General features: G+C 47.4%; 12 protein-coding genes. 4 read left to right on the top strand and 8 right to left on the bottom strand.

Annotated elements, in window-relative coordinates; translation table 11 throughout:
* Nucleotides 1-35: 35 nt before the first annotated feature.
* Complete coding sequence (locus MSMTP_RS20110; RefSeq protein ID WP_231582840.1) at nucleotides 36-1,880, top strand: formylglycine-generating enzyme family protein; 1,845 nt, start codon at nucleotides 36-38, stop codon at nucleotides 1,878-1,880.
* Nucleotides 1,881-2,052: 172 nt separating this feature from the next.
* Here the strand turns inward: MSMTP_RS20110 and MSMTP_RS17080 are convergent, their stop codons facing one another.
* From MSMTP_RS17080 to MSMTP_RS17050, 6 genes are all read right to left on the bottom strand, one after another.
* Nucleotides 2,053-2,406, bottom strand: a complete 354-nt coding sequence (locus MSMTP_RS17080) for a MarR family transcriptional regulator (RefSeq protein ID WP_052718448.1) — start codon at nucleotides 2,404-2,406, stop codon at nucleotides 2,053-2,055.
* Between the two features lie 526 nt (nucleotides 2,407-2,932).
* On the bottom strand, nucleotides 2,933-3,712 hold the full coding sequence (gene pylD, locus MSMTP_RS17070; RefSeq protein ID WP_048181985.1) for a 3-methylornithyl-N6-L-lysine dehydrogenase PylD: 780 nt from the start codon (nucleotides 3,710-3,712) through the stop codon (nucleotides 2,933-2,935).
* A 259-nt stretch (nucleotides 3,713-3,971) separates the two neighbouring features.
* Entirely contained in the window at nucleotides 3,972-5,171 is a 1,200-nt protein-coding gene (gene pylC / locus MSMTP_RS17065; protein WP_082090675.1) for a 3-methylornithine--L-lysine ligase PylC, read from the bottom strand.
* A gap of 1 nt (nucleotide 5,172) precedes the next feature.
* Complete coding sequence (pylB, locus tag MSMTP_RS17060; protein ID WP_048183949.1) at nucleotides 5,173-6,225, bottom strand: methylornithine synthase PylB; 1,053 nt, start codon at nucleotides 6,223-6,225, stop codon at nucleotides 5,173-5,175.
* Nucleotides 6,226-6,307: 82 nt separating this feature from the next.
* On the bottom strand, nucleotides 6,308-7,765 hold the full coding sequence (pylS, locus tag MSMTP_RS17055; RefSeq protein ID WP_048181983.1) for a pyrrolysine--tRNA(Pyl) ligase: 1,458 nt from the start codon (nucleotides 7,763-7,765) through the stop codon (nucleotides 6,308-6,310).
* A 650-nt stretch (nucleotides 7,766-8,415) separates the two neighbouring features.
* The gene (locus MSMTP_RS17050; RefSeq protein ID WP_048181979.1) at nucleotides 8,416-9,132 is read right to left on the bottom strand and encodes a hypothetical protein; all 717 of its coding nucleotides are present in this window, start codon (nucleotides 9,130-9,132) and stop codon (nucleotides 8,416-8,418) included.
* A gap of 212 nt (nucleotides 9,133-9,344) precedes the next feature.
* Here MSMTP_RS17050 and MSMTP_RS17045 point away from each other — a divergent pair, with 212 nt between their 5' ends.
* The 3 genes from MSMTP_RS17045 (at nucleotide 9,345) to MSMTP_RS17035 (ending at nucleotide 11,458) form a co-directional block, all read left to right on the top strand.
* Nucleotides 9,345-9,815, top strand: coding sequence for a DUF134 domain-containing protein (locus tag MSMTP_RS17045; RefSeq protein ID WP_048181977.1), 471 nt, complete (start codon nucleotides 9,345-9,347; stop codon nucleotides 9,813-9,815).
* An 85-nt stretch (nucleotides 9,816-9,900) separates the two neighbouring features.
* On the top strand, nucleotides 9,901-10,302 hold the full coding sequence (locus tag MSMTP_RS18730) for a DUF5320 domain-containing protein (RefSeq protein ID WP_082090674.1): 402 nt from the start codon (nucleotides 9,901-9,903) through the stop codon (nucleotides 10,300-10,302).
* 172 nt (nucleotides 10,303-10,474) lie between these two features.
* Entirely contained in the window at nucleotides 10,475-11,458 is a 984-nt protein-coding gene (locus MSMTP_RS17035) for a radical SAM protein (protein ID WP_048181973.1), read from the top strand.
* Nucleotides 11,459-11,599: 141 nt separating this feature from the next.
* On the opposite strand, the gene MSMTP_RS17030 is transcribed toward MSMTP_RS17035, so the two are convergent.
* Both MSMTP_RS17030 and MSMTP_RS17020 read right to left on the bottom strand, forming a co-directional pair.
* Nucleotides 11,600-12,118: a ferritin gene (locus MSMTP_RS17030; protein WP_048181969.1), complete on the bottom strand. Its 519-nt coding sequence runs from the start codon at nucleotides 12,116-12,118 to the stop codon at nucleotides 11,600-11,602.
* Between the two features lie 510 nt (nucleotides 12,119-12,628).
* Complete coding sequence (locus tag MSMTP_RS17020; protein ID WP_048181964.1) at nucleotides 12,629-13,120, bottom strand: ferritin; 492 nt, start codon at nucleotides 13,118-13,120, stop codon at nucleotides 12,629-12,631.
* Nucleotides 13,121-13,143 lie beyond the last annotated feature (23 nt).

Raw genomic sequence — 13,143 nt, 5'->3', positions numbered from 1 at the left:
CTTCTATATTTCTTCTTACCAGGAGCTGAACGTCTATGCCTTCTCATCCCATCGCGATCACCCGTACCATCTACGACCCTGCCCTCAAAGATTTTGTTTTTGATTCTCCCGAAGGCAGGGCTATGCCTAACATCAGGCAGTGGATAGACAAGCAAAATCCTGTTATTTACTGGTATATCCTGCGTGTAGACAACCCTTCAGAACTCCTGCTCGACCAGTGGGCCGTTGAACTCTACAACCACCAGGCCCTCAACATCACAGACGCTTACATTGACGGCATAGACCGGCGTTTTGAACTTAAGAAACGTGAACGTGACCCATGGAGTGATAAATACGTCCTCTCCATTCCAAAACAATTGGGAATTCCCATTGTAGGCAGCGGGACTCGCCGTATTTTCTTCAAAGTGGATGTAAACTGCCGGGAAGGTCTGATGCACGAATATGGTATTTCCGGCAAGTTCATTGCACAGGGGGTTGAAGCCATTGACGTCCGGGAAAAAATGTTCCGTTATTCCTGCAAGGTCGGAGAATTTCGGCAGATCTTCGATAACAACCCGGATGAAGCTTCCATCTATGCCGAAAGACGCCTCTCATTCCGCTATTCTTCAAAGTCGGTCCAGGTTTTCACCAACAGTTTCCGGATGATACACGACCTTTACAAATACTGTCATTCCGGCCCCATTGGAAAGGATGACCTTCTTTACAAACTCAATTCGCTGTATTCCAATTTCGAAAAGGTTCCCGAGATTGCCGATAAACGTATTAACCCTCTTCTAAATGAAGGCATCAAAGTACTCACCATTCTTGACGAAGGCAACATGAGTGAATTCAAGTCGCGGTACCTCCGTCTCTGTGACTCTCTTGTGGAGCAGTTGCATATCGAAGTTTTGGGTGCTAATTTGAAGGATAACAAGGTGAGTCCCCCTCCTGTGACCCCGTCACCCTCTCCTGAAAACCAGAAAACGGGAAGTATGAAAGAGGATTCAAAAGCAGAAAATGGGAAACGAGAGTGTCCTTTATGCATGAACCTCATTGATTCCTCCAACAGGTCCTTATTGTGCGGAAAATGTGGAGCTCAATTTTGCCAGATATGCGAGAGCTGGTTCCGTGAAAAGAGAAAACGTGGGGAGAAACCTCTATGCGAGAATTGTTTTACTGCCGAAAAGGAAATTCTGAGGAAGCAGATGGAAGAAAAAAGGAAACTCAGCAACTCTATTGGCATGAAATTTGTGAAAATCCCTGTTGGGGATTTCATGATGGGGTCGAAGGAGTATAACGATGAACAGCCTGTTCGCAAAGTAACGATTAAGACGTCTTTCCTTTTGAGTAAGTATCCTGTTACTCAGAAACAGTGGAAAGCTGTAATGGGCAATAATCCTTCTCACTTTAGATGCGACAACAATCCTGTTGAGATGGTATCCTGGGAAGATGCACAGGAATTTATCAAAAAACTCAATCAAATGGAAGGGGCAAATGAGTATCGTTTGCCCTCGGAAGCCGAATGGGAATATGCATGCCGTGCTGGCACTGCAACAAAATATTACTTTGGTGACGATGAATCGAAACTTGGGGATTATGCATGGTACAGCGGAAACTCAGGTGGCAAGACTCATCCGGTTGGCGAAAAGAACGGAAATCCTTGGGGTATTCACGACATGCATGGAAATGTCTGGGAATGGGTTCAGGACAAATATCATGGTAATTATGAAGGTGCTCCTTCTGATGAAAGTGCCTGGGAAGGTGGCAGTAGCTCTAACCGGTTCAAACGGGGAGGCAGCTGGTTCAGCGTTGCAGGGTACTGTCGGTCAGCTTACCGCTCCTACCTTGCTCCTGGTAGTCGCCTTGACTACCTTGGCTTTCGCTTGCTGAGGAAACTGTAACCACTTTCCACTTTCCACTTTACCACTTTATACGCTAATTTGGAATGGACCCCGGCGAAGCCCGAAGGTTCGAAGCGTGCGAAGTTGCCGAACCTGAGGTGCTGAGCCAGCCCACTATTTGAATATAATTTGACTCATTTGAATATCCATTTTTGAGGTCCAAATGAGTGAATTAGCAGCTCAGGTCCACCGTAATCCGAACCGCGTCATAATTGACAACTGGTTTCTTATGCAGTACCGGGTCTTTTTTCTCTTCAAGTTCCAGCAGCCCGCTACCTTCCAGATACTTTATGTCGTTTGAGACGTTGGGTTGTCTGCGGTTCAGGAAGTGAGCAAGTTCACTGATGGATTCGGGCTTCTTTTCCCGGATCACCTGAAGCAGGCGGATGCGTTCATTTGTCAGGATTTTTGCTACGTCTTCAGGAGTACGGGCTACAATTTTTGGTTTTTTCTCCCCGGCAATTTTCCCGTCTTTCAGGTCATCAAAAAGCCGGTTCAGATGATCTCCATAAGCCTCATCGGACATGATCTTGATTTCAATGTCTTTTAATTTTATCTATAAACCCCCGGTTTGTAGTTGTTTTATAAGATATCTCAATATTATAGCTATATGGTCTGAGCATATAGGCACACATGGCGTGAAAAAAGAGTGAAAATTTTCCCGATTCGATGAGGTCGGATTTTCTGGCTGATAAGTAGTGAACCGGCATTTTTTCTGGACGAAAAGAATTTGAACCGCTGTCTCTGGTAGGGCCAGATGCTATAAATGCTGAGGTTTCGAAGGAGGTAGCGGTTTTTACAAAGAGCTTATCATGTTCTTGTTTTATGGTCTTTTTGAGATTCTTATTTTCATTCTGGATTGTGGAAAAGGCCATTTGCTTCGCAAATGGGACAAAGCACGTTTGATAAGGTGTTCCGGTTGCCCTAGTTTTTATTCGAATCTTATTCACACACCTGTTTTTAAGTCCTCTTGAGCGAACGGAGTGAGCGAAAAGGACGCGTGCTCCCGAAGCGCAACTCGGGAAGTGCAACTCGGGCAGCGCAACTCGGGTTCAGAGAACCGAATACAGCATTGAAGCGGTCCCTATCCCCAGGGGTTCCATCAAAAGATCCACGTTGTATTTTTCCTGGAGTTCCCTGGAAAGGCCACAGGGGATTCCGGGGGTTGAAACCAGGCATTTTTCTGCGAGCACGTTTTCGGGGATTGTGTCCGCACAGGGGGTCGCTTCAAATATCATGGAGAACTTTTTAGGGGTTTTGAGGTCAAAGGGGGTGATCCCCAGTTTGAAGATAGCCTTTTTCATGAGGCTTTTTTCGGGGTCGCAGCCATAAACATTGAAGCCCTTATTCACGAGGTGTTCGGCTCCGGGGAAACCGACCTTCCCAAGCCCGAGCACCAGTACGTCCTTTGAATCAGCGTTTCGGTACCTGGATACTATATCCGCGTAGATAATGCCGGTGCAGGGCTGGTTGTTTCCGATTTTTCCGTTTGTGAGGTTGTGGGCAAGGAAGGTGTTGTCGTCAGCCATAAGGATTATTTCCGCTCCGCTTTCCACGGCTTCATAGTAGCCGCTCACGTCAGGCATTTCCGTCACAAAACTGTCAAACTTGAAGTAATCCGTAATTACTTTCAATGAGTCTGAGAAGTTACCTATGATCCCGTTTCCTGAAGTCACGGGAACAATGCCCACTGATTCATAGTGGGGGGATGTGCCGTAGAGGTCTTTGCAGACCTCTTTCACATTAAGCCTTGTTACCTTGCTGACGGCAGTGTCGGCTCTTTCAAGCTGCTTTTTAATATTTTCCAGATCTTCCGGAGTTAAAAGTGCCATTTTTTTCCCTCTCTTAAGTTTCAATTTAGAATTTAGGTGCCGTTTTAAAATCAAACTTTAATTCTTTATGATAAAGATTTCTATTTATGTTAACAGGGTCAATCTTATTATTTGTATCAATCACTATTAATATTGGACAGTATCAAACCCGTTTACAGGTTGCTGGATATTTTTGTGAATATAGCATATTTCGTATGAAGTTATGATTTATTTTGTGATCATTATAAACTGCCATTTCTGTTTTCTGAAACTAAGCACCTCAACTTTTTACCTTAATCCTGTTTTTCTGGTAACTATCGGGGTAACTCTCATAAGCAGTGGTATCAACAAGCGGGGAATATGCAATTGCTCCGAAGTCTTCTTCCAGAATCAAAAGCCCTCTCTTTCTTATGGACTCAGCTTCTTCCCGTCCAGGAGCCCGGGCAATCAGGGTAAATACGGGGTTTTCTCCCTTGCATGTGAAGATCTCAAGGCCCGGCTCGCTGTAGTATTCTCCGTATTCGCTGCCTTCGGATAGGAACTGTTCTCCGGCAGGGTGAAGGGTGCGCTCTCCACTCTTTTCTTTCTTTAGCAGGAGGTGTTCGAAACTGCAGTAGTCGTTCTTCGGAAGTTCCTCGGGCTTCTTAATCTGCTTCATCTCCTTGATCCCGCCTTCAAAGGCTCGTACCAGGAGTTCCACAAGGTTGATCCCCGAAGAATGGTAAACAACCGTCGGGGTCTGGCTCGGGAAACGGGCATCGATTTCAATGACTTTAAGCCCGCAGGGGCCGGCGATTGCTTCCACGTCCATGATTCCCTTCAAGGAAAGGTTGGCTGCAAGGGAAAGGGATATTTTCCTGAATTCGGGGTCAAAGGAAAGCGGGGTAACCCTGTGGCAGTCGTAGGTCCCGTCGATATGGACCAGGGTTTCCTTCACTACAGCAAAATGCTCCCCGTCCCCTATGACTTCCAGGGAAACAACATCTCCTTCAACGTATTCTTCTACCAGCATCCCGGGGTCCAGGGTCTGCAGTTCCGCTTCATCATAGATGATCCTGGCTCCCAGGCTGCTGCTTTCACAGGGGGGTTTTACAAAATAGGGAGGTTCTGCCGGGCTGTCAAGAGGAGTGGGGACTTTGATGGCCGCAAAATATTCCTTGGATTTTTTCTTGTCCCTGCTGATCCCGTAGGCGGCAAAATCAAAAAGGAGAGGGCATGATAGCTTTTCTTTTACCGAGTCAAGGAAATTGATGCATTCGAGGTTTTCGTTCACGGGGATAACGGCATCAACAGTTTTTGAAATCTCTATTAGTTTCTCCGGTTCCCCGGAGATGTCAAAACAGTGGAATTCGTCAACAAAGTTCCGGATCAGGGCTTTCGGGTTCCGGTCTACAAGGACCGTTCTCATGTCAGCTTTCTTTGCAAGATACGCAACTTCGAAGCCCTGGAGTTTCCCCCCTATCAGGCAGATAGTTTTCATCCTAGCACCCCAGGATCTTTTCGAAATCAGCCTGAGATGCAGGCTCCATCCCCATACTTTCAAGCCTTAAGATCACGCTTGTGATGCTCCGGTCCCGTTCTTCAAGTTCCCGGTCATAATTGGCAACACCTTCGAGCCGGGAGTCCGGGGGGAGGATGGATGTTACAATGTTTGCCCCGGCGTTCAGCCGGTAGACCATGCCGTCAATGCCTTCAAGGTCCAGGGAAGCCGGGATCAAGCGGTCGGGGAACATGAGCCTCTGAACTGCAATAATCTTCAGCTCGGAAAGGTTTGAGCTATCCTGGAAATCGGCAAGTGGGGTCCCTTCCTGGGGAAGAAATGTCATGACCCTCACCATATCGGGGTTATTTGCTTCCATGCCCCTGAGGGACGTGATGGTCGATTCGATATCGTTTCCCACTCCCGTCAGGAGCCCATCTTCTACGCAGTAGCCGTTTTCCTTTGCAAAGAGCCGGGAACCTGCCCTGCCGTCAAAGGACTGCCCTACCCTGAGTTTTGCGTAGAGTTCCCTGTCGTAGGTTTCCTGGTAGAGCGCCAGGAAGTTGGCTCCGTTTCTTTTCAGTTCTAGGAGGGTGGAATTGTCCATCACTCCGGGAGATACCATTATTGGAAGACCCAGTTCCTCTTTTACGGTGCGGACCATCTCCACAAAACGGCCAGGTTCGTCATGGTAGTAGGGGTCTTCACCCATGGTCAGGTCGACCATGTGGAACCCAAGCCCTTTGAGGACCTTGCAGGTATCTCTTACCTCCTCTGGGGTTAGGCGGTAGCGTTTGATCTCGTTTTTACAGTTGTAGTAGCAAAAAGTACACTGGTTTTTGCAGTATGTCGAAAAATATATGAAACAGTTCAGGAAGACCCTGTTCCCGAAGAAATGGTCCCTGACCTTTCGTGCTACGTAGTAAAGCTTCTCAAGTTCTTCTTCCGATCCGAGGGAGAGAAGAGCTCTCAGTTCGTCGTCTGATAAACGGTAGCCTTCAATTATTTTTTCCCCGAACTTATCCAGTTCATTGTTCGCCATTTTCTGAAACAAAAATTTCACCCTCTCATTTTCAAATAAAATTTTAACCCGGAGTTTTGCCATTACAGGTTTTTGCCATTACAGAATTTTGCCATTACAGGTTTGTGGAAATCCCGTTGTAGTACGATTCTGACCTGGATGCTCTTTTGATGTTTTTGAAATCGTGCCTGACCTTCAGGAGGCGTTCGAGCCCGAACCCTGCTCCTATCCAGGGCTTGCTAATACCCCAGTCCCGGTCCATCGGGACAGGGCCGACAACTGCCGAGGAAAGTTCCAGGTCCCCGTGCATGACGTCGAGAGTATCCCCGTAGACCATGCAGGAATCCCCTATGATCTCGAAGTCTATCTCCATGAAGTCCAGGAATTCTGTGATCAGCGCCTCGAGGTTCTCCCGGGTGCAGCCCGCGCCCATCTGGCAGAAGTTCAGCATGGTGAACTCTTCCAGGTGTTCTTTTCCGTCGGACTCTTTCCGGTAGCAGGGTCCAATTTCGAAAATCTTGATCGGGTCCGGCAGGGCCCTGTCGAATTTGCGCAGGTAGTTGTAGAGGTTCGGGGCAAGCATGGGCCTCAGGCAGAGTTTCTGGTCTACCCTGAAGACCTGTTTGGAAAGCTCGGTGTCGTTGTCAATTCCCATACGTTCTATGTATTCCGCAGGGATCAGGATCGGAGACTTGATTTCAATGAAACCCCTGTCCACAAAAAATTTCGTGATATCGCGTTCGAGTTTTCCCAGGTAGTGTTCCCGCTCTTCGGCATACATGCGTTGAAGGTCTTTTCTCCTTCTGGAAACCAGCTCTGATTCCAGCTTCCTGAATGGCGTGCTCCCATCCAGGGAAATTTCATCTGCCGGGCTCAACAGGGCTTCGAGTCTCCCTCTCTGGCTCAGGGTCAGGGCCGGGGACGGAGCGGGGGCTGGTGAAGTTGTCTTTGTGGCTGCAACGGAAGAAGGCGCTGACGCGGACCGGTTCAATGAAGATGCAGCCGAAGACGTTGCGGATACGACCTTGCCTGAAGTGGGTGCAGCAGGTGCCGCGGATGCCATTGCAGATTCAGAAGGATTCGGAGCAGACGCAGCAGGTGCCGCGGATGCCATTGCAGATTCGGAAGGCTTCGGAACAGACGCAGCAGACACCGCAGACGCAGGTGATGCCGGTTCAGGTGCAGCTGGGGCTGTTGTCTGAGGGCCATTTGAGTTTTCAAGAATTTTGGGAGCCCTTGCAACGGATTTCGGTTTTGCTTTCCTGGCTCTCGGAGCAGAGACTACCCTGACCTTCACACTGCTTTTGTTCTCGGTGGTTTTTGTGAGGAAACGGTTGATATCTTCATCCGAGACTTTGCAGTGCTTGCAGGTTTTCCTGTACTTGTGGTGCCTGAGCGCCCGGGCTGTGCGGCTGCTGCGGGAGTTATTCACGATAAGCTGGTCTCCGCACTCCATTTCTATATAGATTTTCCTTCGGGAGACTTCATAGTGCTTGACTTTGTGAAGCAGTCCGGTTCTGGACATCCAGACCCCGGCAGCAGATACGAGAGAATCGAGTGGTTTTTTCTCCATAGTGTTACCCCGTGATGAGTTTAAGATCAGGTGGATTTCCTAAAAGTAGCGTTCAAGAACCCCGGCTTACAAAACATAAGCACGGACTCAGCAAAGTATGCCAAAAGCAGCAAAATATGCTGGAAAATACCCGGAAAGACTCAGAAATTATTCCTGTATTCTGGAAAAAATTTCAGCGGAATGCCATGTAAGTGCCATTCCGGGATTCAAAAACGTGGCGGAAACCCCGGGAATCTAACCCGGCTGAACGGATTTAGAGTCCATTCGATCTACATGATCAGGTTTCCTCCTTGTAATAAAATAGACTGGTTAAAATATTTGTTTTTGTATAGTGATAGCTTAATTGTTATAAATTAAATATTATCATTTTGTATATATGTTTATTGGTATAATCTACAAAAAAGTCTAATGTTTATATATATTTTTCGAATTATGATAAACAAAATGGAAGTAAAAAAGTAAAAAAGCTGTAAAGACAAAAGTCCATTAAAATGCAGGAGCGAAGCAGAGGGTAAGCCGAGAAAGAAAGCAGGAATTTCTTCTGTTTAGTTCTTTTCTGTTTAGTTTTTTTTCATTTTTCCCTTTCTTTCTTATATATTTTTTCTTTCTCGTTTTTCCCTTCATTTTCTTTCTTCTTCTCTTTTTTTTGTTCAGGCCTGATTATAAAGCCCGAGGGTTATAAGTGTCAGGGAAGTAGCGTTTACATCGTCTTCTTTGTTTCCCCATGCCCCGCTTTCGCGGACATTTTCAAGTAGCCACCGGATAGAATCTTCAATTTCGTTTTTGAAACCTGCAAGGACCAGGGCCTGGACTGCCAGGTTGCTGGTGGATATATGCTTCCAACCGCCGTCCGTTTCTCTCTTTGAAAGGACCCACTCCGCACGTTCCTGGATAAAAGCCCGGAACTCTGTGCTTTTTGCCAGGGTGTCTTGCTTTTGAAGGGCTGTGATGATCAGGGAGGTGGTGCCCACCTGTTCCCAGGAAAGGCCGTAGTTTTCGTACAGCCAGCGGCATCCTTCGCGGTCTTTTACCTCCATGTCCGCAAGGGCTGCCAGGACATAGGCAGTATCATAAACTTCTTCGTTCCAGGAGCTCCCGCTTTTTTTGCTCAGGAGCCATTTTTCAGAGGCTGTGATAACAATCCCTTCGGTCGCAAGAGCCGAGCAGGCTCGGGCGGTTTCCCTGACCGAATCGTTCCAGGAAGCTTCTTCCTTTTCATGGATGAGGCGGGTGATGTAGGGGTTCGGACGCTTCCAGACAGCACGGGCTGAAAGGGCTCGGGAAAGTTCCTTCAAGGAACTTATCTGCTGTTGGGAAAGCCATTTGAAGCTTTTTTTTACAATATCGAGTTCCAGGTCGCCTAACATTTAACTGTGCTTTTCAGGCTTCATATATTAAAACCTGACTGAGCCAGGACCTGGCTTAACCAGGAACTTATTTAATCGAGATCTGACCGGGCCAAAATCTGACTTAACCAATACCCTTTTGCGCCAAAACCTGGCTGTTGCAGAGTTAATACAAAGCTATATATGGGGGTTTTGCATTATTATGCATAATGGTGCGTCCAAGGAAAAGACGGATGGTGGATTTCGAACATGGTTTGAGGCATTTCAAACCGGAGGGGGACAGTCCCGAGCCCCCTGAAGACGTCAGGTTAACCATTGACGAACTGGAAACCATGAGGCTCAGCTACCTGGAAAAACTGAGCCAGAGTGATGCCGCGGCTCTCATGCAGATTCATCAGTCCACTTTCCAAAGGACCCTTAAAAAAACACTTGAAAAAATTACCGATGCTTTTGTCAATGGCAAAGCGATCAGGATTGAAGGAGGAGATTACAGGATGCCAGGTAAAGACGGAACAGGTCCTGCAGGCCAGGGCCCGGTTGGTGGACAGGGACGTGGACAGGGTAGAGGTCGAGGAGGTCGTTTTGGCGGCCCTGAAGGAAACTGTGTATGCCCTGCTTGCGGGCACGAAGCTCCCCATACTCCGGGAGTGCCCTGCAGCCAGATGAAATGTGAGAAGTGCGGAAGTCCTATGGTCAGGAAGTAATTGCGCAGGAGAAAATTGATTTTCAAACTTGATTATTAAAATTTTACAATAAACTTAAAACCATAAATTAAGGAGTTAAGAAACAATGCCAGGTGGAGACAGAACGGGCCCTATGGGCCAGGGATCGAAGACAGGAAGGGCTATGGGTTACTGCTCGGGCAGTGATGCCCCGGGTTATACGACAGGAGTTCCTGCAGGTGCAGGGCGGGGCGCTGGCCGTGGAGGAGGGCCTGGTATGGGCCGAAATGCAGGTCGCGGTGCAGGTCAGGGTTTCCGGTGCAGACGAATCCCCGGTTTCGGAAGAGGCGGAGGATTTGCTGCCCGGGGTGACTACCCCGGATATTACTATCCAGCACCTGCTCAGTCCAGGACCGAATCAGATGTCAATTTACTTGAGAACCGGATAAGCTCTCTGAAACAGGAACTTGAGACTCTCACGGAAAGTTTGAAGGGACTTCGGGCTCAAGGAATTGATGAAAAGGAATGAGTTCAGTAACAAGTTCAGTAATGAATCCATAAATGAGTTCTGAATTCATTCATAAGTTAGTTTTAAAAAATGAATTTCGGGCTGGAAAATGGAGATATTTCCTGCTGGATTTTCCGCTAAATTCCCCATTTTTTCAGGTCCTGATCTTTTTTGTGAAAGGAAGAGTTAAAAAATGAAGTCACGAATCGTATACGGTCCACTTCTTTCCAGAAGGCTCGGCAGGTCTCTCGGAGTCGATGTGATTAAAAACACCGGTTCGAAAAAGAACTGCAACTACGACTGCATCTACTGCCAGCTCGGGCATGTGGAAAAGAAGCTTAGAGGGCCGGAAGCTGTGCAGGGAGGGGTAACCCCCGGGGAAGTTGTCGAAAGCCTGCAAAACTTCCATAAAAATGTCGAGGATCTGGACTACATCACTTTTTCCGGCACCTGTGAACCGACCCTTAACCTAACGCTTGGGGAAATGATCCGGGAAATCAGGAAAGTAAGCGAAATTCCGGTCTGCGTTATTACGAATTCTTCCCTTACAGGAAGGTCCGATGTCCGGGAAAACCTTGCTGAAGCCGACCTTGTGGTGGCAACCTTTGTCTCCGGAAACGAAGATACCTGGAAGAAAATTCACAGGCCCGCCCCGGAGATAAAACTTGAGGAGGTCATCGAAGGGCTCAGGAAACTTGCAAAAATGGAGTCCGGGCCAAAACTTGCCCTCGAAATCATGCTGCTCGAACGTGCCGACGGCAGCCCCCTGAACAGCACTGAGGAGGAAGTCGAAGCCCTGATTGAAGCGATAAAATACATTGCCCCCGATGAAATCGAAATCCTTTCAGTCAGCCGCCCGCCTGCGGAAGCTTATGTTGTCCCTGTCCCGGAAGAGAGGCTCAGGGAGATTGCGGAAAGGTTTGTGTCAGAGTTCGGGCAGGAAAAAGTCAGGCTTGTCCTGAAAGGCCTGAAGAAAAAGCGTTCGAAGGTAAGCCACCAGAACCCGGAAGAAGAAGTCTATGCCCTGCTTCTGAGAAGGCCCTGCACTTTTGAACAGGTTGAAAAAGCCCTCGATATTGATTCCGGAGGTCTGCACCTGATAATCGAAAAGCTTCTAAAGGCCGGAAAAATAGTTGAGGTAGGCTCTTCCGGTGAAGAGTATTACAAGGCAAGTTGAATTTGGCAAATTTATTTTTTTGAATCATGTTTTATTTTCCGGGGAAGGTTCCGTTTTTGCCCTTTGCCTTTTGCTCTTCCCCGATTTATTCAGACCTGAAAAAAGAAAAAAGTAATTAAGTGCCAGAAATGTGCTGGCTCTTCACGCATTCCCCTGAGTTGCTGGCTGGGGCGGAAGCCTCTGGGCAAGTTCGTTGTCGAGCATGTACAGGGAGTTGACGTTGTCTCCGACGAGCTTCAACTTGGCGATTATGTCGTTGTCGTTTTCTTCTTCTTCGATCTGCTCGTTCACGTACCACTGGAGGAAGGCGTTTGTTGCGTGGTCTTTCTCGGCAATGGCGAGGTCTACAAGTTCGTGGATTGAGCGGGTGATGAACTGTTCGTGCTCCAGGGTCTTCTTGAACATTTCCAGAGGGGTCCCGAATTCCATGGGAGGCTCCTGGATTTCCTTGAGCTTTACGTTTGCACCCTGCCTGTTCAGGTAGTCAAAGAACTTCATTGCGTGGATAGTCTCTTCTTCGACCTGGATCCTGAACCAGTGTGCAAAGCCAGGGAGCCCTTTTGCCGAGCTGTATGCCGACATTGCAAGGTAGAGGTAGGACGAGTACATTTCCTTGTTAATCTGTTCGTTAATTGCTTCTTCCATCTTTTCGTTAAGCATTTTTTTACCCTCACTAACAAATGTCCTGTTAAATGACTGCCCCTCTGGCAGGCTGAATCCTCCGCTTCACTCTCTTATGAGTTGAGTCTGCAGCTTTCCACCCAGGTATTTTTTCCTGCCAGTGATATTTGCCTGAACTTCGATAACTCCAATTATTTTGAGTCAGGCAGGGTGCTTTACACCCTTACTTTCTTATAACTTTCAATTTATAGAAGTTTTTTGTAAAATTGGATCTTTATCAATTTTCTTGTAATTGTCTGGGTGCTGGATAGATGAGGATAAGTGTGGGGCAGATTCCGGGCAGATGCAGATTCCGGGCAGATGCAGGATAAAGATCTCTGGTTTCTGAGGTTGTTTGAGCTTGCAGAGCTAAATAGCCGGAAAAGGCACATAAAAAAGCACATAATTCCGGAAACCCGGTTCGTGAAAAAAGTGCGTGTAAATATGAGTCGGTATAAGGATGTGTGTAAAAAAGTACGTATAAAAGAATTATGTATAAAATAGAAGGGGTTAATGCCCCCTCTTTCCGAGATCGCTGTCAATAACGAGCAGGGCTGCCCCGTCCTCTCCTGCAAGTTTCAGCTTTGCGATGATGGCGCTGTCATTAGCTTCTTCTTCTACCTGTTCTTCCACAAACCACTGCAGGAAGATGCTTGTGGCATAGTCCTTTTCTGCTACTGCCAGTTCGAGGAGTTCCCGGATTAAGTGGGTGACGAACTGTTCATGGGCAAGGGTTTTTTCAAACATTTCCAGGAGCGTCCCGAACTCCGTGGGAGGTTTCTCAATTGCCTCCAGTTCCACACGGGCTCCCTGTTCAACGAGGTATTTGTAGATCTTGTCCGCATGTTCCATTTCTTCTCCGTACTGGACTTTGAACCAGTTTGCAAAGCCAGCAAGCCCTTTGTATGAACAGTAAGCTGACATTGCCAGGTACAGGTATGCAGAATACATTTCTTTGTTAATCTGTTCGTTCAGTGCTTTTTGCATCTTTTCATTCAGCATTGCTTTTCCCCTCACTTCTTACG

The organism is Methanosarcina sp. MTP4 (genome assembly GCF_000970045.1).
GTDB lineage: Archaea > Halobacteriota > Methanosarcinia > Methanosarcinales > Methanosarcinaceae > MTP4.
This window is presented reverse-complemented; position numbering and strand designations above follow the sequence as displayed.